This window comes from Streptomyces sp. NPDC098101, from assembly GCF_044760185.1.
Classification (GTDB): Bacteria; Actinomycetota; Actinomycetes; order Streptomycetales; family Streptomycetaceae; genus Streptomyces.
In genome coordinates, this window is the sequence record NZ_JBIWAS010000006.1 from 394689 (window position 1) to 414692 (window position 20004).

Annotated in this window: 20 protein-coding genes; 16 read left to right on the top strand and 4 right to left on the bottom strand. The window is 74.1% G+C overall.

The window, feature by feature from the left end; genetic code table 11:
• Positions 1-114: 114 nt before the first annotated feature.
• The 10 genes from ribD (at position 115) to ACIQVI_RS27350 (ending at position 8743) form a co-directional block, all read left to right on the top strand.
• A complete protein-coding gene (ribD, locus tag ACIQVI_RS27305; RefSeq protein ID WP_403600582.1) occupies positions 115-1167 on the top strand; it encodes a bifunctional diaminohydroxyphosphoribosylaminopyrimidine deaminase/5-amino-6-(5-phosphoribosylamino)uracil reductase RibD in 1053 nt (350 codons plus the stop codon).
• 2 nt (positions 1168-1169) lie between these two features.
• Positions 1170-1778 carry a riboflavin synthase gene (locus ACIQVI_RS27310; RefSeq protein ID WP_403600442.1) on the top strand — a complete coding sequence of 203 codons (609 nt, stop codon included), beginning with the start codon at positions 1170-1172 and terminating at the stop codon, positions 1776-1778.
• Positions 1775-2410 carry a nicotinamide mononucleotide transporter family protein gene (locus tag ACIQVI_RS27315; RefSeq protein WP_351969662.1) on the top strand — a complete coding sequence of 212 codons (636 nt, stop codon included), beginning with the start codon at positions 1775-1777 and terminating at the stop codon, positions 2408-2410. Before ACIQVI_RS27310 ends, ACIQVI_RS27315 begins: the two co-directional genes overlap by 4 nt.
• Positions 2407-3684 carry a bifunctional 3,4-dihydroxy-2-butanone-4-phosphate synthase/GTP cyclohydrolase II gene (locus ACIQVI_RS27320; protein ID WP_403600446.1) on the top strand — a complete coding sequence of 426 codons (1278 nt, stop codon included), beginning with the start codon at positions 2407-2409 and terminating at the stop codon, positions 3682-3684. The genes ACIQVI_RS27315 and ACIQVI_RS27320 overlap by 4 nt, the downstream gene beginning before the upstream one ends.
• A gap of 65 nt (positions 3685-3749) precedes the next feature.
• Positions 3750-4235: a 6,7-dimethyl-8-ribityllumazine synthase gene (gene ribH, locus ACIQVI_RS27325; protein WP_053643767.1), complete on the top strand. Its 486-nt coding sequence runs from the start codon at positions 3750-3752 to the stop codon at positions 4233-4235.
• Positions 4236-4270: 35 nt separating this feature from the next.
• Entirely contained in the window at positions 4271-4543 is a 273-nt protein-coding gene (locus ACIQVI_RS27330; RefSeq protein ID WP_053643769.1) for a phosphoribosyl-ATP diphosphatase, read from the top strand.
• A gap of 50 nt (positions 4544-4593) precedes the next feature.
• Complete coding sequence (hisG, locus tag ACIQVI_RS27335) at positions 4594-5442, top strand: ATP phosphoribosyltransferase (protein WP_121828835.1); 849 nt, start codon at positions 4594-4596, stop codon at positions 5440-5442.
• Positions 5443-5492: 50 nt separating this feature from the next.
• Positions 5493-5945: a PH domain-containing protein gene (locus ACIQVI_RS27340; RefSeq protein ID WP_351969664.1), complete on the top strand. Its 453-nt coding sequence runs from the start codon at positions 5493-5495 to the stop codon at positions 5943-5945.
• Positions 5946-6212: 267 nt separating this feature from the next.
• Entirely contained in the window at positions 6213-7655 is a 1443-nt protein-coding gene (locus ACIQVI_RS27345) for a CNNM domain-containing protein (protein WP_403600451.1), read from the top strand.
• Positions 7652-8743 carry a hemolysin family protein gene (locus ACIQVI_RS27350; protein WP_351969666.1) on the top strand — a complete coding sequence of 364 codons (1092 nt, stop codon included), beginning with the start codon at positions 7652-7654 and terminating at the stop codon, positions 8741-8743. Before ACIQVI_RS27345 ends, ACIQVI_RS27350 begins: the two co-directional genes overlap by 4 nt.
• A gap of 6 nt (positions 8744-8749) precedes the next feature.
• Here ACIQVI_RS27350 and ACIQVI_RS27355 read toward each other — a convergent pair whose 3' ends face one another.
• On the bottom strand, positions 8750-10660 hold the full coding sequence (locus tag ACIQVI_RS27355) for an AAA family ATPase (protein ID WP_403600455.1): 1911 nt from the start codon (positions 10658-10660) through the stop codon (positions 8750-8752).
• 319 nt (positions 10661-10979) lie between these two features.
• Positions 10980-11609: a uridine kinase gene (locus tag ACIQVI_RS27360; protein ID WP_403600458.1), complete on the bottom strand. Its 630-nt coding sequence runs from the start codon at positions 11607-11609 to the stop codon at positions 10980-10982.
• A gap of 477 nt (positions 11610-12086) precedes the next feature.
• Between ACIQVI_RS27360 and ACIQVI_RS27365 the strand changes: the two genes are divergently transcribed.
• The 3 genes from ACIQVI_RS27365 to ACIQVI_RS27375 all read left to right on the top strand — a co-directional run bounded on the left by ACIQVI_RS27365 (position 12087) and on the right by ACIQVI_RS27375 (position 15032).
• Entirely contained in the window at positions 12087-13457 is a 1371-nt protein-coding gene (locus ACIQVI_RS27365; RefSeq protein ID WP_403600460.1) for a peptidase C39 family protein, read from the top strand.
• A 75-nt stretch (positions 13458-13532) separates the two neighbouring features.
• On the top strand, positions 13533-13682 hold the full coding sequence (locus ACIQVI_RS27370) for an SCO1431 family membrane protein (RefSeq protein ID WP_234352161.1): 150 nt from the start codon (positions 13533-13535) through the stop codon (positions 13680-13682).
• 177 nt (positions 13683-13859) lie between these two features.
• On the top strand, positions 13860-15032 hold the full coding sequence (locus ACIQVI_RS27375; RefSeq protein WP_403600463.1) for an acyl-CoA dehydrogenase family protein: 1173 nt from the start codon (positions 13860-13862) through the stop codon (positions 15030-15032).
• On the opposite strand, the gene ACIQVI_RS27380 is transcribed toward ACIQVI_RS27375, so the two are convergent.
• Complete coding sequence (locus ACIQVI_RS27380) at positions 14995-15612, bottom strand: hypothetical protein (protein ID WP_403600466.1); 618 nt, start codon at positions 15610-15612, stop codon at positions 14995-14997. The two genes, ACIQVI_RS27375 and ACIQVI_RS27380, sit on opposite strands and share 38 nt — an antisense overlap.
• A gap of 268 nt (positions 15613-15880) precedes the next feature.
• On the bottom strand, positions 15881-16249 hold the full coding sequence (locus ACIQVI_RS27385; protein ID WP_351969671.1) for a hypothetical protein: 369 nt from the start codon (positions 16247-16249) through the stop codon (positions 15881-15883).
• Between the two features lie 226 nt (positions 16250-16475).
• Here ACIQVI_RS27385 and ACIQVI_RS27390 point away from each other — a divergent pair, with 226 nt between their 5' ends.
• From ACIQVI_RS27390 to ACIQVI_RS27400, 3 genes are all read left to right on the top strand, one after another.
• Complete coding sequence (locus tag ACIQVI_RS27390; protein ID WP_017242178.1) at positions 16476-16916, top strand: Lrp/AsnC family transcriptional regulator; 441 nt, start codon at positions 16476-16478, stop codon at positions 16914-16916.
• Positions 16917-17002: 86 nt separating this feature from the next.
• Entirely contained in the window at positions 17003-18646 is a 1644-nt protein-coding gene (locus ACIQVI_RS27395) for an amidohydrolase (RefSeq protein WP_351969672.1), read from the top strand.
• A gap of 430 nt (positions 18647-19076) precedes the next feature.
• Positions 19077-19853, top strand: coding sequence for a polyprenol monophosphomannose synthase (locus tag ACIQVI_RS27400; RefSeq protein WP_161371717.1), 777 nt, complete (start codon positions 19077-19079; stop codon positions 19851-19853).
• Positions 19854-20004 lie beyond the last annotated feature (151 nt).

Below are 20004 nucleotides of genomic sequence, written 5' to 3' on the forward strand. Positions count from 1 at the left end.
CGCACCCTGCGCGAGGCGTCCTTCCCGCTCCTCTGTCGTCCAGACAGGCCCCGGAGTCCGTGCCCGAAGAGGCAGGAGGACCCGGTGGACCGGCAGGCCGACGACACCACCGCCATGCGACGCGCCATCGGGCTCGCCGCCCGCGCGCTCGGCGCCACCAGCCCCAACCCCGTCGTCGGATGCGTCGTCACGGACGCCTCCGGCCACCGGGTCGGAGAGGGCTACCACCAGCGGGCCGGCGGCCCCCACGCCGAGGTCCACGCCCTGCGCGAGGCCGGCGTCCTCGCCCGCGGCGGCACCGCCTACGTCACCCTCGAACCCTGCGACCACACCGGCCGCACCGGACCCTGCTCCCAGGCCCTGATCGAGGCCGGGATCAGCCGCGTCGTCTACGCGGTCGGCGACCCGAACCCGCAGGCCACCGGCGGCGCCGACACCCTGCGCGCCGCCGGCGTCGAAGTCGAGAAGGGGCTCTTGGAGGCCGAGGCCGAGGCCGTCAACATCGCCTGGCTCGCCTCCGTGCGCAACGGCCGCCCCTTCGTCCGCTGGAAGTACGCCGCCACCCTCGACGGCCGGACCGCCGCCGCCGACGGCACCTCCCGCTGGATCACCTCCCCCGAGGCCCGCGCCGACGTCCACCGGCTGCGCGCCGAGGCCGACGCGGTCCTGGCCGGCGGCGGCACCCTGCGCGCCGACGACCCGCACCTCGCCGTCCGGGGCGTCGAGGGCGCGACCCAGCCGCTGCGGGTCGTCCTCGACGCCCGCGCCGAGATCCCGCCGACCGCCCGCGTCCTCGACGACGCCGCGCCCACCCTGGTCGTCGTCGGAGAGGACGCCGACACCCGGCACCTGCCCGACGCCGAACTGCTCCGACTGCCCCTGCGCGACGGCCGGATCGGCGTGCGCGACCTGCTCGACGCGCTCCACGCCCGGGGCGTCCGCTCCGTCCTCCTCGAAGGCGGCCCCACCCTCGCGGGCTCCTTCGTCGCCGCCGGCGCCGTCGACCAGGTCGTCGGCTACCTCGCCCCCGTCCTCCTCGGCGACGGCCCGCAGGCCCTCGCCGGAGCGGGAATCGGCACCATCGCCGAAGCGTTGCGGCTCGACATCACCGAGACCGTCCGCATCGGCCCCGACCTCCGCATCACCGCCACCCCCAAGGGAGCCTGACCGTGTTCACCGGAATCGTCGAAGAACTGGGCGAGGTCGTCGCCGTCGAGCGGCTGGAGGACGCCTCCCGCTTCCGACTGCGCGGCCCCCTGGTCACGGAAGGCGCCCAGCACGGCGACTCCATCGCCGTCAACGGTGTCTGTCTCACGGTCGTCGAGCACGGCGACGGCGAGTTCACCGCCGACGTCATGGCCGAGACCCTCAAGCGGTCCGGCCTCGGCGCCCTCGGCGTCGGCTCCCGCGTCAACCTCGAACGGCCCATGGCCGTCGGCGGCCGCCTCGGCGGCCACATCGTCCAGGGCCACGTCGACGGCACCGGCACCGTCCTCGAACGCACCCCGTCCGAGCACTGGGAGCTGGTCAAGGTCGGCCTCCCCGCCCACCTCGCCCGCTACGTCGTCGAGAAGGGCTCGATCACGGTCGACGGCGTCAGCCTCACCGTCGTCGAGGTCGGCGACGACTGGTTCACCATCAGCCTCATCCCCACCACCCTCGACCTGACCACGCTCGGCATCAAGAAGAGCGGCGACCCGGTCAACCTGGAAGTGGACGTCATCGCCAAGTACGTCGAGCGGCTGCTCGGCCCGAACGCCGGGGAGAACGTCAAGTGAACTGGCTCAACTCCGAGGCCTTCACCGTCCTCGACCAGCGCATCATCTGGTCCGACATGATCGGCAACATCTTCGGCCTCGCCGCCCTCGCGCTCGGCTGGCGCCGCTCCGTCTGGACCTGGCCCGTGCAGTTCCTCGCCGGCGTCATCCTCTTCGGCGCCTTCTACGGCCACCTCGCCGGCAGCGCGGGCAAGCAGGTCGTCGTCGTCCTCGTGGCGCTCTACGGCTGGTGGCAGTGGCAGCGCGGGAAGGACCGGGGGACGGACGGCCACATCGCCGTGCGCTTCGCCACCTGGCGCGAGCGCGGCGCCATGATCGCCGCGGCCGCCGCCGGCACCGTCGCGGTCGCCCTGCTCTTCAAGGCCTTCCCGACCCTCTCCTGGGACCCCTGGCCCGACGCCTACATCTTCGTCGGCACCGTCGTCGCCATGTACGCCCAGGCCCGGGGCATGGTCGAGTTCTGGTTCGCCTGGCTGCTCGTCGACCTGGTCGGCGTCCCGCTGAACTTCGCCAACGGCTACGCCTTCTCCGGCTTCGTCTACGTCATCTACGGCGCGCTCGTCCTCTGGGGGATGCGCGACTGGTGGCTCCGCTCCCGCACCGCCCCCGCTCTGGAAGGAGCCCACGCATGAGTGCCCTCCCGATCTGGGATGCCAGTGACCTCGCCCTCGACCCGGTCGAGCAGGCGATCCGGGACATCGCCGCCGGCCGCCCCGTCGTCGTCGTCGACGACGAGGACCGCGAGAACGAGGGCGACCTCGTCATCGCCGCCGAGAAGGCCACCCCCGAGATCGTCGCCTTCATGATGAGCGAGTGCCGCGGCCTGATCTGCGCCCCCATGGAGGACGAGGAGCTGGAGCGCCTCGAACTCCCGCAGATGGTCGCGCACAACACCGAGTCGATGCGCACCGCCTTCACCGTCTCCGTCGACGCGTCCCCCGCCCACGGCGTCACCACCGGCATCTCCGCCGCCGACCGCGCCACCACCCTGCGGATGCTGGCGAGCGGACGCCACGAGCCCTCCGACTTCGTCCGCCCCGGCCACGTCTTCCCGCTGCGCGCCAAGCCCGGCGGCGTCCTCGTCCGCAACGGCCACACCGAGGCGGCCGTCGACCTCGCCCGTCTCGCGGGCCTGCGCCCGGCCGGCGCCATCGTCGAGATCGCCGGCGAGGACGGCGTCATGCTGCGCCTGCCCGAGCTGGTCCCCTTCGCCCGCAAGCACGGCCTCACGATCATCTCCATCGAGGACCTGATCGCCTACCGCCGCTCCGCCGAGCCGACCGTCCGCCGTGAGGCCGAGGTCCGGCTCCCCACCGCGCACGGCGACTTCACCGCGTACGGCTACCGCTCCACCGTCGACGGCGTCGAGCACGTCGCCCTCGTCCACGGCGAGGTCGGCGACGGCGAGGACGTCCTCGTCCGGGTCCACTCCGAGTGCCTGACCGGCGACGTCTTCCACTCGCTGCGCTGCGACTGCGGCCCCCAGCTCCAGGCCTCCATGGACCGGATCACCGAGGCCGGCCGGGGCGTCGTCGTCTACCTGCGCGGCCACGAGGGCCGCGGCATCGGCCTGCTGTCCAAGCTGCGCGCGTACGAACTCCAGGAGCGCGGCCGCGACACCCTCGACGCCAACCTGGAGCTCGGGCTGCCCGCCGACGCCCGCGACTACGCGGCCGGCGCGCAGATCCTCGTCGACCTCGGCGTCCGCAGCCTGCGCCTGATGACCAACAACCCCGACAAGATCGACGCCCTCACCCGGTACGGCCTCGTCGTCGAGGGCCGCGAGCCCATGCCCGTCCAGGCCGGCGAGCACAACCTCCGCTACCTGCGCACCAAGCGGGACCGGATGGGCCACGACCTGCCCTGGCTGGACGGCTCCCCGGCCCCCACCTGCGGCAACCAGTAACCCCCTACGCATCCACCCGTACCAGCGGCACCATCGGCACTACCGGCACTTCGGCAAGGAGAAACATGAGCGGCAAGGGCGCACCCGTCCTCAGCGTGAAGAACTGCGGCGACCTCCGCGTCGCGGTCATCGCGGCCCAGTGGCACGAGAAGATCATGGACGGCCTCGTCGACGGCGCCCTGCGCGCCCTGGGCGAGCTCGGCATCGACGAGCCGACCCTGCTCCGCGTCCCCGGCAGCTTCGAGCTCCCGGTCGTGGCGAAGGTCCTCGCCGGGCGCGGCTACGATGCCATCGTGGCGCTCGGCGTCGTCATCCGCGGCGGAACGCCGCACTTCGAGTACGTGTGCCAGGGCGTCACCCACGGCCTCACCCAGGTCTCGATCGACACCGGCGTACCCGTCGGATTCGGCGTCCTCACCGTCGACAACGAGGAGCAGGCGCTCGACCGGGCCGGCCTCGAAGGCTCCTCCGAGGACAAGGGCCACGAGGCCGTCACCGCCGCCGTCGCCACCGCCACCACACTGCGCACGGTCAGCGAACCCTGGCGCTGAGTGGCATACGCGCACCCCGTACTCTTAGGACCATCATGGCGAACAAAACCTTCGAAGAGCTCTTCGCCGAGCTGAAGCTCAAGGCCGAGAACGGCGACCCGGCCACCTCCCGCACCGCGGAACTGGTGGACAAGGGCGTCCATGCCATCGGCAAGAAGGTCGTCGAGGAGGCCGCCGAGGTCTGGATGGCCGCCGAGTACGAGGGCAAGGAAGCCGCCGCCGAGGAGATCTCGCAGCTGCTGTACCACGTCCAGGTGATGATGGTCGCCCGCGGGATCTCGCTCGACGACGTCTACGCCCACCTCTGAGCACCCGCCCGTTCCCCCACACGACTCCCCAGGCAAAGGAAGCCCACCCCATGCTGCGCATCGCCGTCCCCAACAAGGGTTCCCTCTCCGGACCTGCGTCGGCCATGCTCCATGAGGCCGGCTACCGCCAGCGCAAGGAGTCCAAGGAACTGGTGGTCATCGACCCCGACAACGAGGTCGAGTTCTTCTACCTGCGCCCGAAGGACATCGCGATCTACGTCGCCTCCGGGAAGCTGGACATCGGCATCACCGGCCGCGACCTGCTCCTGGACTCCGGCGCCAGCGCCGAGGAGATCCTCCCGCTGAACTTCGGCCGCTCCACCTTCCGGTACGCCACCCGGCCGGGCACCGCCAACGGCCCCGAGGACTTCGGCGGCATGACGATCGCCACCTCCTACGAGGGCATCGTCGCCAAGCACCTCGCGGACCAGGGCATCGACGCCTCCGTCGTGCACCTGGACGGCGCGGTCGAGACCGCGATCCAGCTCGGCGTCGCCCAGGTCATCGCCGACGTCGTGGAGACCGGCACCAGCCTGCGCAACGCCGGCCTGGAGGTCATCGGGGAGCCGATCCTCACCTCCGAGGCCGTCGTCGTCCGCCGCCAGGGCGCCACCGACGACCACCCGCAGGTCCAGCAGTTCCTGCGCCGCCTCCAGGGCGTCCTGGTCGCCCGCTCGTACGTGATGATGGACTACGACTGCCGCGCCGAGCACCTGGAGCAGGCCGTCGCCCTCACCCCCGGCCTGGAGTCGCCCACCATCTCCCCGCTGCACAACGAGGGCTGGGTCGCCGTCCGCGCGATGGTCCCCGCCAAGGAGGCGCAGCGGATCATGGACGACCTGTACGAGCTGGGCGCCCGCGCCATCCTCACCACCGCGATCCACGCCTGCCGCCTCTGACGGCCGGATCCGCGCTTCCACCCCGCACCACCAGGCACCGAGGAACCCCCATGTCCGAGTCCACGACGCCCGCCCTCCCGGTCACCTTCCGGCCCGGCCGCACCCGGGCCGTCCTGCTGACCGTGGGGATCGCGATGTTCGCCACCGTCACCGTGGTGGCGATGATGCTGGAGCGGCTCGGGCCGGGGGAGCGCGCCAGCTTCGTCTTCACCGCCGCGCTCTTCCTCGGGGTCCTCGTGCTGCTGAGCCGCCCCAAGGTCGTCGCCGACGACGAGGGCGTCACGGTCGTCAACATCACCCGGACCCGGCGGCTCGCCTGGGCGGAGATCCTGCGCGTCAACCTCCGCTCCGGCGACCCGTGGGTCTTCCTGGACCTGAGCGACGGCACCAGCCTGCCCGTCCTCGGCATCCAGCCCGGCATCGCCCGGGAGGCCGCCCTCCGGGACGCCCGCGCCCTGCGGGCCCTGACCGAGAGCCGGGGAACGGGCGCGGAGGGGGCCTGACCCCCTCGGGGAAGACCCCACCGGGCGGCTCCCGCCCGTCCGGGAGAACCCCGGTCCGTCCCCCATCCGGAGCCGACCCCCTGCCCCTCGGGGCGTCCGCGTGACTACTCTGGAGGCGGTGGTGCCGAGCGCACCACCGCCTCGCGTGTGCAGGGCCGCCGTCACGGCGGCCCGCGAGGCCGCCCTTCGACCCGAGGAGTGACTCCCTCCAGCAATGGACGGATCGTCCGGTAGTACCCGCGCCGCCCCCTCCCAGGAGGCGGCGGCATGATCATCTCCCTTCTGCTGCTCGCCGCGGCCTTCCTCCTGATCCTCGCCAACGGCTTCTTCGTGGCCGCCGAGTTCGGTCTCGTGACCGTCGAGCGCGCCGAGGCCGAGCGGGCCGCGGCCGCCGGTGACCGGCGCGCCCGCACCGTCGTCACCGCGCTGCGCGAGCTGTCCTTCCAGCTCTCCGGCACCCAGCTCGGCATCACCCTCACCTCGCTCGTCGTCGGTATGCTCGCCGAGCCCGCGCTCGCCGGGCTGCTGCACGGGCCGCTCACCGCGACCGGACTGCCCGGAGGGGCCGTCTCCGGGGTGTCGGTGGTGATCGGGATGCTGCTCGCCTCCGCCGTCCAGATGGTGGTCGGCGAGCTGGTGCCGAAGAACTGGGCGGTCTCCCGGCCGCTCCAGGTGGCCCGCTTCGTCGCCACCCCGCAGCGCCGCTTCTCCGCCCTCTTCCGGCCGGTGATCGCCCTGCTCAACCGGGTCGCCAACCGTCTCGTCCGGCTCCTGGGCGTCGAGCCCACCGAGGAGCTGGACTCGGTCCGCACCCCCGGCGAGCTGGTATCCCTGGCCCGGCACTCGGCCCTGGCCGGCGCCCTCGAACAGGACACCGCCGACCTCTTCGTACGGACCCTGTCCCTCGGCGGCCTCACCGCCGAGCAGGTCATGACCCCGCGCGTGAAGGTCAACGCCCTCCAGTGGGACGCGACCGCGGCCGACGTCCTCAACCTCACCCGGGCCACCGGCCTCTCGCGCTTCCCGGTCTACCGCGACCGGATCGACGAGATCGTCGGCATGGTCCACCTCAAGGACGCGCTCGCCGTCGTCCCGCACGCCCGGCCGCGCACCCCCGTCGGCCGGATCGCGGTCCCGCCGCTCCTGGTCCCCGAGTCGCTGCCCGCCCAGGCCCTCCTGGAGCGGCTGCGCCGGGAGCAGCCGATCGCGGTGGTCGTCGACGAGTACGGCGGCACCGCCGGCGTCGTCACCCTGGAGGACATCGTCGAGGAGCTCGTCGGCGAGGTCCGCGACGAGCACGACACCGCGGCCGACGGACGGCCCGAGCTGGCCGCCGCCCCCGCCGAGGACGGACGTCCCGCCTGGGAGGCCGACGGCTCCTGCCGGGTCCACACCCTGCGCCGGGTGGGCCTCGACGTGCCCGACGGGCCGTACGAGACCGTCGCCGGGCTCGTCGCGGACCTCCTCGGGCGCATCCCCGCCGCCGGGGACCGGGTCGAGCTGCCCGGCTGGCGGCTCTCGGTCCGCCGGGTCGACCGCTACCGCGCCGAGAGCGTCCTGATCGTCCGGACGACCCCGGACCGGACCGCGGCCGCGGACACGGCCCCGGACCGGGACCCGGCTCCGGACCCGGCCCCCGGGTCCCCCCAGGAGGCGGTCCCGGTCGCGGCGTCCGCCACCGGGCCGCTGGTCGCGGAGGGCGCCCGGTGAGCACCCTCCAACTCCTCCTGGCCCTCCTCCTGGTCCTCGCCAACGGCTTCTTCGTCGGGGCCGAGTTCGCGCTCGTCTCCGTCCGGCGCAGCCAGATCGAACCGCTCGCCGGAGCCCGGGCCAAGCAGGTCCTGTACGGCCTGGAGAACCTGCCGCGCATGATGGCCGCCGCGCAGTTCGGCATCACCGTCTGCTCGCTGACGCTCGGCGCCGTCGCCGAGCCGACCGTCGCCCGGCTCCTGGAACCGGTCTTCCACGCGGTCGGGGTCCCCGAGGGACTGATCCACCCCCTCGGTTACGCCATCGCCCTCGCCGCCGTCGTCTTCCTCCACCTCGTCATCGGCGAGATGGTGCCGAAGAACCTGGCGATGGCCGCGCCCGAGCGGACCGCGCTGTGGCTGGCCCCGGCCCTCGTCGGCTTCGCCCGGCTCTGCCGCCCCGTGACGACCGCGCTCGGCGCCTGCGCCGGGCTGGTCCTGCGGGCGTTCAAGGTCGAGCCGAAGGACGAGGTGGAGGCCGTCTTCACCAGCGCCCAGCTGGGCCGTCTCGTCGAGGACGCCGGACAGGCCGGCCTGCTCGACCCGGCCGAGCAGGAGCGCCTGGAGGACGCCCTCGAACTGGGCTCCCGCCCGGTGACCGACGTCCTCATCACCTCCGCCTCCCTGGTCACGGTCCCGCCGTCCGTCACCCCGCGCGAGATCGAGGAGCTGACCGTACGGACCGGGTACTCGCGCTTCCCGGTCCGCGCCGAGACGGGCGCCGCCTTCACGGGCTTCGTGCACGTGAAGGACGTCCTCGACCTGGAGGAGCGGGAGCGGGCGGTGCCGCAGCGGCTGTGGCGGCCGATGGCGACGCTCCGGGCGGAGCTGCCGCTCGACGACGCCCTCACCGTGATGCGCCGCGCCGCGACCCATCTGGCGCAGGTCGCGGACGGCTCGGGCCGGGTCCTCGGACTCGTCGCCCTGGAGGACGTCCTGGAGATGCTGGTGGGCGAGGTCCGCGACCCCGCCCACCGGGTCCGCCCCCGGACCGCCACGGTCACGATCCCGGTCGGGGCCCCTTCCCCGGCGCCCGCGCGGAGCCGGTAGCCGGGTTCAGTACCCCGGCGGTTCCTGCTGAGGGCCGCGGTCGACCGGACCGCGGCCCGACAGGACCTCCCCGTACGCCTGCATGAGGTCCGCGAGCCGGAGGGTGGCGAGGTCCTCCCGGGTCGGGCTGCCCGGATAGCAGGAGAGCCGCAGGTCCCGGTAGGCGCAGGACTTCTCGTACAGGGTGCGCAGGAAGCGCCCGTTGCCCAGCTCGTCGATCCAGCCCTGCTCCACGACGTGCCCGCTGATCGAGCGCAGCTCGTCGCGGGCCTCGTCGTCCCAGCCGTCCCCGTTGGCCGCCGCGAGGACCTCGCCGATGGCGGTGAGTTCGAGCGGCCGGTACGAGGGGAAGTCCACCCGGGTGGTGAACCGGGAGGAGAGCCCGGGGTTGGTGGAGAGCAGCCGGTCCATCCCCTCGGGGTAGCCGGCCAGGATGACCACCAGGTGGTCGCGGTTGTCCTCGGCCCGCTTCAGGAGCACCTGGAGCGCCTCGTCGCCGTACGCGTCGCCCTTGCTGTAGCCGGTGTTGGAGAGCGCGTAGGCCTCGTCCACGAAGAGCACCCCGCCGACCGCCGAGTCGATCAGCTCATTGGCCTTGACCGCCGTCTGGCCCAGGAACTCGCCGACCAGATCGGCCCGCTGGGCCTCCACGAGGTGGTCGCCGCCGAGCAGCCCGAGGGCGTAGAAGACCCGGCCCAGGATCCGGGCGACCGTGGTCTTCCCGGTGCCCGAGGGGCCGGAGAAGACGAAGTGCCGCTTCGGCGGCTGGACCGGAAGCCCCTGGTCGGCCCGGAGCCGCGCCATCTCCAACTGCGCCGAGAGCGCCTTGACCTGCCGCTTCACCGGTTCGAGGCCGACCATGCCCTCCAGCTCGGCGAGCGCCTCCGCGAGCAGGGCCGGATCGGTGGGCCCGGCGGGGAAGCGCGGCGGCTCCGGCTGCCGGGGGACCCGGGCCTTGTGCCGTACGGCCTCCGGGGGCGCGGCCGGCGGCACCGGCTCGGGCGCGAGCCGCAGCCCGTCGCCGAGCCCGCCGCCGTCGGGCTCGGCGCCCGGCACGGTGTCCCCCGCGTCCTGGCCGAGCCCGCCGCCGACCGTGCCCAGGGCGACCGCCGCGAGCCCGGCCGGGTCCTCCGGGCCGTCGTAGCCCTCGAAGCCGTCGTACGCGGTGATCGCCGCCAGCCGCGCCGCCGTGTCCATGAACGCCGGGTCGATCCGGTGCACGGCCCGGTAGAGCGGCAGGGCGGCGGCGCTGCGCCCGGTGCCCTCGTGGGCGCGGGCGAGCCAGTACCGCAGCTCCTTGCGCTGCGGCTGCTCGCTGCGGCAGCGCATCAGGGAGGCCGAGAGCAGTGGTTCGGCCTGGCCGTACATCTCCAGGCGCACCCGGGCCATGCCGCCGAAGAGCCCGGCCTCGATGCCGAGCAGCGGGTCGTCGACGAGGGGTTCGGTGAGCCGGACGAGCTGGTCCCAGTCCTTGACGAGATAGGCCCGGCAGGCGTGCAGGAAGCGCACCTGGGGGTCGGTGTCGACCGGGGGGAGCCCCGCGAGGGCCCGGTCGAGCTCGGGCACGTGGCGCCCGTCGAGCCAGTGGGAGGCGTGCGCGAGCAGCAGGTCGCGCGGGCTCTCCAGGACCGGCTGCACCCACCAGCCCAGCCAGTACCAGGAGTTCAGGGTCCGCCGGTAGCGGGTCCGCTGCTCGCCGAAGCGCTCGCGGTGGCGGTACATGCGCAGTAGCGCGGTCGTGGTGTCGACCCGGAGCGCGTGCAGCCCGAGCCAGGCGTCCGCCATCCCGGGATCGATCCGTACCGCCGCCCGGAACTCGTCCTCCGCCTGCGGATAGGCGCCCATCGTGTAGGCGTCGACTCCGCGCAGCCAGGCGAGCTCGGCCGGGGGCTGCGAGCCCTGTGTGCCGATGTCCATCGGGTCCCCCACAACCGTCATCGCATGGACGGGATTTGACCGCACCTGCGGGCATCGTACCTGCGCAGGGGGTGGGGGCCTAAGGAGAAGCGCATGATCCGGAAGCGGTGACCCTGGGTGAGCGCCGGGGAGCGCGAAGGGGTCCGGAAGGGGGTCCGAGGGGGCTCCGGGGGCAGAACGAAGCCCCCGATCACGGGGGAACAACCGGGGGCTTCGCGTCCGCGGCGGCTCCGAAAAGCCGCACATTCAGAACGTAAGACCTGTACGCCCCTGGGGTCAAGCGGAGTTGGGGCACTTGCGCAAGCGGAGCCGGAGGCCCTCAGTTCACGGACAGAAACCCGTCACGGTGGGTGATGATCTGGTCCGTGCCCGCTGTCACACGGGGCCCGGGAAGCCACTCGTACCCCTCCTGGCACTCCCGTACCAGGGTGTCGGCGAAGGGCCGGGAGGGGTCGCCGGAGAAATGGCGAGTCTCCGCCACGGTCCAGCCGTCCCAGAAGGCCGCCTGCTCCGGGCCGTCCCGGCGCCGGCCCCGCTCCCAGGACTCCTCCGCGCCGCGCTCCATCCACAGCAGGCGCGCCAGGAAGGGCCGCACCTCCCGCCGGCCCGCGCCGACGCCCTCGACGAGGACCACCGGCGCCGGGGGCAGCGCGCGCGGCTCCCCGAAGCGCCGCAGCCGCCAGTCGTACGGACGGTAGGCCGCGGCCCCGCCCCGCGCGAGGGGCTCCAGGACCTGTTCCCGCAGCCGGCCGGTCCAGGCGAAGAGCTCCTCGTGGGTGGCGAGGTCGTCGAGGTGGAGGACGGGGGCGTCGCCGAGGGCGGCGGAGAGGCGGGCCGCGAGGGTGGACTTGCCGGAGCCCGCGTGGCCGTCGACCGCGACCAGCCGGACCGGCCCGCAGGAGGGCGGCAGCCGGAGCAGCGCGTGCGCCGCGCGGTCGAGGTCGTCCATGGCCCCAGGGTAGGGGAGCGGGCACCTCCCCAGGTCAGGGAGGTGCCACCGCCAGTGGACGAGACCAATATTGGTGCGGCGACGCGGGGCGAAGTGCTGGCGGAGGCCCGCCGGAAGCCGGGATAGTGGGCCCGCGCGCCCGTGGCCCGGGGGTGCGCGGACGACGGCCCGGGGTCCCGCACGCCCGCGTGCCGACGCCTTTGTACGCCGACACGTTCCTCCGCCGATACGTCCTTGCACCGACGACAGCCCCGTACGCCGACAGCCCTGCACGCCGACAGTCCGCACACCGATACGTCCGTACGCCGGCACACCAGCACCTCGAAGCACCAACACCCGGCACACCGGCTTCCCGACGCACCGGCACCTCGACGCACCAGCACTCCGACGCACCCGCACCCGTACCCGCACCCCGGCCCGTCCGTACGTCACGTACGGGCCCGCACGTCCACCGTTCTCGACTGGGGGTCACCGCCCATGACCAGCTCCACCCCGCGCAGAACCCTCCTCGCCGCGGCGCTCGCGGCCGCCGCGGGAACGGCCGCCACCGCCGTCCCCGCCGTCGCCTCCGCAGGCCCCGGCACCGCCCGCAGGGGCCATGCCCCCGCGCCCGGCCTCGTCGACAACCGCTTCTGGTCCTCGTACACGGACTGGCGGTGCGGCACCGCCGACGGCACGAAGGCGGTCCCCGGCGACCGTCCGGGCCTGGTCCTCGCCCGGCCCGCCGGCCGCACCGACCACACCGACCCGCACACCGGACGGACCTCGACCTGGGAGTACGCGAGCTGGACCTCGCCCGTCCACACCTCCACCGTGCCCGCCACCGAGGTCATCGCCTCCTGGAACGCCCGTACGCCTCCCGGCACCTGGATCCAGGTCGAACTCTCCGGCACGTACTCCGACTCCACGGCCACCCCCTGGTACGTCCTGGGCCGCTGGGCCTCCGGCGACGGAGAGGAGGACATCCGGCGCACCTCGGTCGACGACCAGAGCGACGGCAGGAGCAGCGTCTGGACCGACACCTTCGCGATCGACGACCCGGCGGGCGGGCTGCGGCTGCGCGCGTACCGGCTGCGCCTGACCCTGTACCGGAAGCCGGGCAGCGGCCTCACCCCCACGGTGTGGCGGATCGGCGCCATGGCCTCGGACGTCCCGGACCGCTTCACTGTCCCGGCCTCCGTGCCCGGCCCCGCCCGCGAGCTGGCCGTGCCCCGCTACTCGCAGAACACCCACGTCGGGCAGTACCCCGAGTACGACAACGGCGGCGAGGCCTGGTGCAGCCCGACCTCCTCCCAGATGGTCGTCGAGTACTGGGGACGCCGCCCCACGGCGGAGGACCTGGCCTGGGTCGACCCGGCCTTCGCCGACCCCCAGGTCTGCCACGCGGCCCGCTTCACCTACGACCACCAGTACGAGGGCTGCGGCAACTGGCCCTTCAACGCCGCCTACGCCGCCACCTACCCCGGCATGAACGCCGTGGTCACCCGGCTGCGCTCGCTCACCGAGCTGGAGGACCTGGTCCGGGCCGGCATCCCGGTCATCACGTCGCAGTCCTTCCTCAAGGAGGAGCTGACCGGCGCCGGCTACGGCACCTCGGGCCACCTGATGACCGTCGTCGGCTTCACCCCGGACGGCGACGTCGTCGCCAACGACCCCGCCTCGCCCGACAACGAGGCCGTCCGCCGGGTCTACCGGCGGCGCGAGTGGGAGAACATCTGGCTGCGGACCAAGCGGTACAACGCGAGCGGAAAAGTGGCGTCCGGCACAGGAGGGGTCTGCTACCTCTACTTCCCCGACCGCCTCTCGCCCGCCCGGCGCAAGGCCCTCGCGGCCCTCGGCGTCCTCTGACGCGGCGGCGCGGCCCGGGGCGACGTGACGGACGTCTCTACCCCCGGGCCGCCCCCGTGGCGCATGGTGGTCGCCATGACCTCCACCACCCACAGCCCCGCCCTCGTCCGCGCCCGCACGGGCGGTCCCCGGGACGACGACGGACCCAAGCTCCTGGAGCACGTCCTCGGCTGGACCCTGGTCGTGCTGCTCGCCGTGCTCGTCACCCGGGCCGGCCTCATGTGACGGCCCCCTCCGAACCGGGCCGGTCTCATGGGACGTCTTCCGGACCGGATCGGGCCGCGGCGTCGGTGTGATCCCCCGGCGGCCGTGTGATCCGGGACCGCCGGGCGGGCATACTCCCCGCGACCCCGGCATCCCGCGCGCGACCCGCCCGCGCCCGGCAGGGAGGAGCGTCCGGCCGTGCCCGACACCCCCGCGGACGGCGTGGAGCGCCGACTGCCCACCGACGAGGCCCGTGAACTGCTCGCCCTGGTGCGCGACGTCGCCCGGCGCGAGATCCTCCCGTCCGCCGCGGCCGAGGAGGTCGCCGGACACTTCCCCCGCGAGCTGTTCGCCCTGCTCTCCCGCTCCGGGCTCCTCGGACTGCCCTACGACCCCGCGTACGGCGGGGGAGGCCAGCCGTACGAGGTGTACCTCCAGGTCCTGGAGGAGCTCGCCGCAGCCCGGCTCACCGTCGGCCTCGGCGTCAGCGTCCACACCCTCTCCTGCCACGCGCTCGCCGGCTACGGCACCGAGGAGCAGCGGGCCGCGCACCTGCCCGCCATGCTGGGCGGCGGCCTCCTCGGCGCCTACTGCCTCTCCGAGCCCTCCGCCGGGTCCGACGCGGCGGCGCTGCGGACCCGGGCCGTCCGCGAGGACGACGGGTGGATCATCGACGGCACCAAGGCGTGGATCACGCACGGCGGGATCGCGGACTTCTGCACGGTCATGGCCCGCACCGGCGGGCCGGGCGCGCGCGGCATCACGGCCTTCCTGGTCCCGGGGGACGCGCCGGGCCTGGAGGCGGACCCGCCCGAGCGCAAGATGGGCATGGGCGGCTCGCCCACCGCGCAGCTCCGCTTCGACGGCGTACGGGTCCCCGACGCGCGGCGGCTCGGCGAGGAGGGGCAGGGCTTCGCGATCGCGCTCGACGCCCTCGACTCGGGGCGGCTCGGCATCGCCGCCTGCGCCGTGGGGCTCGCGCAGGCCGCTCTGGACGCGGCCGTCGGACACGCGCGCGAGCGACGCCAGTTCGGCCGGCCGATCGCCGACTTCCAGGGGCTCCGCTTTCTCCTCGCCGACATGGCGACCGGGATCGAGGCGGGCCGGGCGCTGTACCTGGAGGCGGCCCGGCTGCGGGACGAGGGGAGGCCCTTCGGGCGGTGCGCGGCGATGGCCAAGCTCTTCTGCACGGACGCCGCGATGCGGGTCACGACGGACGCGGTGCAGGTGCTCGGCGGGTACGGCTACACGGCGGACTTCCCGGTGGAACGCTTCCTGCGCGAGGCCAAGATGCTCCAGATCGTCGAGGGGACCAATCAGATCCAGCGGGTGGTCATCGCCCGTCACCTGGTCGGACCAGAGTCCCGCTGACCCGGACGGTCCGGTCCGCCCAGACGGGCCCCGCGGCGAGCCGGGTCCACTCCTGGTCGCGGTGGCCGGGGAGGGTGCGGCCCTGGCTCGCCCAGAGGGAGAGCACGTCCTGGTAGATGGGCGGGTGCGCCGGGACGGGGGCGGGAGCCGGAAGGGCGACGGGGACCGGGGCCTGGGCACCGACCGGGACCGGGGCGGCCACCGGAACGGGAGTGGTGATCGTGACCGGCGGTTTGGCCGGAAAGGGAGGACCGACAGGAGCCGGAGCCGGAGCCGGAACGGGGGCGGGGAGCGAGACCGGAACCGGGGCCGGGGCCGAGACCGGGGCAGGGGCCGGTGGTTGGGCCTGGGGCTGGACGCGCGACTGGGGCTGGAGCCGGGCCTCCGCCTCCGGCCGGACGCGCGCCCGGGCCTGGTCCTGCTCCCGCGCCTCGGGCAGGACGTGCGACCGGGCCTGCGCCTCGGGCCCGGCCTGGCCCTGCGCCTGGGCCCGGGGCTCCGCCTCCCCCTCGGTCTCGGCCTGGGGCTGCGCCTGCGCCGGTACGGGCACGGGAACGGGGACGGGAAGGGGCGCGGACACGGCGCTGGTCGCCGGTGCCGCGGCCGGGTGAGGAACCGATTCTTCAACGCGCGGCTCGGCCTGCCGGTGCCGACCGTAACCGCTGGGAGTCGTGTGCAGCGTGGTCATGCCCGGACCAACGCGCTCCGGCGGCCAAGGGTCACCGCCGAGCGGATTCGAGCGGCAGTTCGCCCGGTACCCGGCGGGGGTCGGCGCGCCGGTCCGGCCGCCGGGTACCCCGTACCGCACCACGGCGCGGCACGGGGGAGACGTCCGGCGACGTACGGCCTCAGGCCGCGCGGCGCATCTGCGGCACCCGGATCGGGCGCGAGCCCGGGCCGCCGACGTGCGAGAAGGGCTGCGTGCGCCAGTCGAGTCCCTGGGGGAGCGTCAGGAGCAGCGCGGTGTCCTGCTCCTGGACCTCCAGGGTGTCGTCGGCCGGACGCGCCTCGGAGGCCGCGAGACCCGTGCCCCGGCACACCGTGAGGACGAAGGGGTTCCACGGCGTGGGGCAGAGCGCGTGCTCCGGCAGCACGTCCTCGTCCGCGAGCAGCGCGAGGGGCTGCACGCACTCCGGGCAGACCACCCGGAACATCTCAAAGGTGTCGTACGCGTCGAGCTCGTCGGACGTGTCGACCGAATCAACAGGCTCCTGCATGGAGAATCTCCCCCTCGGGTGGGTCGGCCGGATCTGTGCGGCCTTCGACCACAGCAACCACTTCCCATACGGAACTCCGCATAACCGTGAGGCGGCATCCCGAGCCGGGCGCAAACCTGTGGCGTTCGTCACATGCCCGTCGCAGGTGCCCCGTGACGGCGCATAGCGCCCCATAGAGGCCGCCCCGGGCTGTGCTCCGGCCCCTCGGGAGCACTAGGGTCACCGCATGGAGGAGCTGGATCGTCAGATCGTGGAGTTGCTGGTCAAGGACGGGCGCATGAGCTACACCGACCTGGGCAAGGCCACCGGCCTGTCCACGTCGGCCGTGCATCAGCGCGTCCGCCGTCTGGAGCAGCGCGGTGTCATCCGCGGCTACGCCGCCGTCGTCGACCCGGAGGCCGTGGGCCTGCCGCTGACCGCCTTCATCTCGGTCAAACCCTTCGACCCCAGCGCCCCCGACGACACCCCCGACCGGCTCGCCGACATCCCCGAGATCGAGGCCTGCCACAGCGTCGCGGGCGACGAGAACTACATCCTCAAGGTCCGGGTCGCCACCCCGCTGGAGCTGGAGCACCTGCTCAGCCGCATCCGCTCCCAGGCCGGCGTGTCCAGCCGCACGACGGTCGTCCTGTCCACCCCGTACGAGGCCCGGCCCCCGCGCATCTGACCCGTCGGCGCCCGCCGGGGAGCCGTGGACGCCCGCCGGGGGACCTGCCGGACAAACCGGGTCCCCCCAGGTCCTAGCCTGGTGGCATGAGTGAGTCCACGTCTGCCGCGCCTCCCGGCGCACACCGCACCGTGCTGCTGCGCGGTGGAGAAGTCCACAGCCCCGCCGACCCCTTCGCCACCGCCATGGTGGTGGAGCGCGGGCACGTCGCCTGGGTGGGATCGGAGGGCGCGGCCGACGCCTTCGCGTCCGGCGTGGACGAGGTGGTCGACCTGGAGGGCGCGCTCGTCGCCCCGGCGTTCGTCGACGCGCACGTGCACACCACCGCCACCGGCTTCGCCCTCACCGGCCTCGACCTCTCCTCCGCCGCCTCGCTCGCCGAGGCGGCGGAGCGGATCCGGGCCCACGCCGCCGCCCGCCCCGAGGACCGCGTCCTCCTCGGCCACGGCTGGGACGCCTCCCGCTGGCCCGAGCGCCGCCCGCTCACCCGCGAGGAGCTCGACGGCCTCACCGGCGGCCGCCCGCTCTACCTGACGCGGATCGACGTCCACTCGGCCGTCGTCACCACCGCCATGCTCGACCTCGTGCCCGGCGTCCGGGACCTGGACGGCTTCCACGACGGCCTGCGGCCGCTCACCGGCGACGCCCACCACGCCGTCCGCGCCGCCGCCTTCGGCGCCGTGTCCGCGCGCCAGCGCACCGAGGCGCAGCGCGCCGCCCGCGCCCGGGCCGCCTCCCTCGGCATCGGCACCCTGCACGAGTGCGGCGGCCCGCGGATCTCCTCCGAGGAGGACTTCACCGGACTGCTCGACCTCGCGCGCGAGGAGGCCGGGCCCCGGGTCGTCGGCTACTGGGCCGACCTCGACGTGGAGCGGGCGCGGGACCTCGGCGCGCTCGGCGCCGCGGGCGACCTCTTCGCCGACGGCTCCCTCGGCTCCCACACGGCCTGCCTCCACGAGCCGTACGCCGACCACGCCGACACCGGCCACACCGGCGCCGCCCACCTGGACGCGACCACCGTCGCCCTCCACGTGGTCGCCTGCACCGAGGCGGGGCTCCAGGCCGGTTTCCACGCCATCGGGGACGCCGCCGTCACCGCGGTCGTCGAGGGCTTCAGGGCCGCCGCCGAGAAGCTGGGCCTCGCCCGGATCCGGGCCGCCCGGCACCGCGTCGAGCACGTCGAGATGCTCACCCCCGAGACGATCGCCGCCTTCGCCGAGCTGGGCCTCACCGCCTCCGTCCAGCCCGCCTTCGACGCGCTCTGGGGCGGCGAGGAGGGCATGTACGCCGACCGGCTCGGCGCCGACCGGGCCCGCACCCTCAACCCGTACGCGGCCCTGCTGCGCGCCGGCGTGCCGCTGGCCTTCGGCTCCGACGCCCCCGTCACCCCGCTCGACCCCTGGGGCACCGTCCGGGCCGCCGCCTTCCACCGCACCCCCGAGCACCGGATCTCCGCCCGCGCCGCCTTCACCGCCCACACCCGGGGCGGCTGGCGGGCCGTCGGCCGCGACGACGCCGGGACGCTCGTCCCCGGCGCCCCCGCCGACTACGCGGTCTGGCGCACCGAGGAGCTCGTCGTCCAGGCGCCCGACGACCGGGTCGCCCGCTGGTCCACCGACCCGCGCTCCGGCACGCCCGGCCTGCCCGACCTGTCGCCCGGCGCCGACCTGCCCGTCTGCCTGCGCACGGTGGTGCACGGACGGACGGTGTTCGTGCGGCCGGACGTGTGACGGAAGGGCCCGTCCCCCTCGGAACACCCCTTCGGACGCTCGTCCCCGACCTGCGGATCTTCCCCTCCGACCTGGCCTTTCGGGAAGAAACCGCAGGTCGTCCGGGTATTGACAGCGGCCCGCCGGGGGCGGGTAGGTTCTCCGCGTCCACCACAGGACGTCCGACCGGACCGCGCCCCGCGCGTCAGCCGAACGCCGCCCGCGCCTCGGCCGCGGGGGAAGGCGCCCGGCGGAAGGTGCGACCCGGGTGGGGCCCGGACGTTCAGTAGACAACGGCTCCCGATCGACCCGCAGCCGGCGGATCCCGGGCCGGACCGAAGGACGACGGGCCCCGCGCCGCACGTCACCCGTCCCACCCGACCCGCCGCGCCGGAGCATCCCGGGGACCTCGCTATGGTGGGGGCCTGTGTTTGTATCCGAAGGGGCAGCAGTGAACGACGGTGGCCAGAGGCGTTACGGCCCGCTCGGCAAGGCCTTGGTGATCATTCCGACCTACAACGAGGCGGACAACATCAAGCCGATCGTCGCGCGGGTGCGGGAAGCCGTACCCGACGCGCACGTGCTCGTCGCCGACGACAACAGCCCCGACGGCACGGGCAAGTTCGCGGACGAGATCGCCGCCGACGACGACCACGTGCACGTCCTGCACCGCAAGGGCAAGGAGGGGCTCGGCGCCGCCTACCTCGCCGGCTTCCGGTGGGGCATCGAGCACGGCTACGGCGTCCTCGTCGAGATGGACGCCGACGGCTCCCACCAGCCCGAGGAGCTCCCGCGGCTGCTCACCGCCCTCAAGGGCGCGGACCTGGTGCTCGGCTCCCGCTGGGTGCCGGGCGGCCGGATCGTGAACTGGCCGAAGTCCCGCGAGTTCATCTCCCGGGGCGGCAGCCTCTACTCGCGCGTGATGCTCGACGTGCCGATCCGCGACGTCACCGGCGGCTACCGGGCCTTCCGCAAGGAGACCCTGGAGGGCCTGGGCCTGGAGGACGTGGCTTCGGCCGGGTACTGCTTCCAGGTCGACCTGGCCCGCCGCGCGGTCGCCGCGGGCTACCACGTCGTCGAGGTCCCGATCACGTTCGTCGAGCGGGAGGTCGGCGACTCGAAGATGAGCCGCGACATCCTCGTCGAGGCGCTGTGGCGGGTCACCGGCTGGGGCCTGACGGCGCGCGCGGAGAAGGTCGGCAAGCGGCTCGGCCGCAAGTCCTCCTGACCCGTTCCCCGTCCGTACGGGGCTTACGGGGCCGTCGGGCGAGCGGCGGGCACCGGGCCGCGATCCGTACGCGCCGGCGCGCGGGCCCCGCGCGCCGCTCCCCGGCCCGTACCCGCCGACCCGGGATCCGTACGCACTGATCTTCCCTTTA

What these genes read in the sequence shown, in the direction of transcription:
- ACIQVI_RS27390 (WP_017242178.1), top strand. Translation starts at nt 16,476, where the DNA reads ATGGAGGAGCTGGATCGTCAGATCGTGGAGTTGCTGGTCAAGGACGGG.
- ACIQVI_RS27365 (WP_403600460.1), top strand. Translation starts at nt 12,087, where the DNA reads ATGACCAGCTCCACCCCGCGCAGAACCCTCCTCGCCGCGGCGCTCGCG.
- ACIQVI_RS27385 (WP_351969671.1), bottom strand. Translation starts at nt 16,249, where the DNA reads ATGCAGGAGCCTGTTGATTCGGTCGACACGTCCGACGAGCTCGACGCG.
- ACIQVI_RS27370 (WP_234352161.1), top strand. Translation starts at nt 13,533, where the DNA reads ATGACCTCCACCACCCACAGCCCCGCCCTCGTCCGCGCCCGCACGGGC.
- ribD (WP_403600582.1), top strand. Translation starts at nt 115, where the DNA reads ATGCGACGCGCCATCGGGCTCGCCGCCCGCGCGCTCGGCGCCACCAGC.
- hisG (WP_121828835.1), top strand. Translation starts at nt 4,594, where the DNA reads ATGCTGCGCATCGCCGTCCCCAACAAGGGTTCCCTCTCCGGACCTGCG.
- ACIQVI_RS27345 (WP_403600451.1), top strand. Translation starts at nt 6,213, where the DNA reads ATGATCATCTCCCTTCTGCTGCTCGCCGCGGCCTTCCTCCTGATCCTC.
- ACIQVI_RS27340 (WP_351969664.1), top strand. Translation starts at nt 5,493, where the DNA reads ATGTCCGAGTCCACGACGCCCGCCCTCCCGGTCACCTTCCGGCCCGGC.
- ACIQVI_RS27355 (WP_403600455.1), bottom strand. Translation starts at nt 10,660, where the DNA reads ATGGACATCGGCACACAGGGCTCGCAGCCCCCGGCCGAGCTCGCCTGG.
- ACIQVI_RS27330 (WP_053643769.1), top strand. Translation starts at nt 4,271, where the DNA reads ATGGCGAACAAAACCTTCGAAGAGCTCTTCGCCGAGCTGAAGCTCAAG.
- ACIQVI_RS27395 (WP_351969672.1), top strand. Translation starts at nt 17,003, where the DNA reads ATGAGTGAGTCCACGTCTGCCGCGCCTCCCGGCGCACACCGCACCGTG.
- ACIQVI_RS27320 (WP_403600446.1), top strand. Translation starts at nt 2,407, where the DNA reads ATGAGTGCCCTCCCGATCTGGGATGCCAGTGACCTCGCCCTCGACCCG.
- ACIQVI_RS27360 (WP_403600458.1), bottom strand. Translation starts at nt 11,609, where the DNA reads ATGGACGACCTCGACCGCGCGGCGCACGCGCTGCTCCGGCTGCCGCCC.
- ribH (WP_053643767.1), top strand. Translation starts at nt 3,750, where the DNA reads ATGAGCGGCAAGGGCGCACCCGTCCTCAGCGTGAAGAACTGCGGCGAC.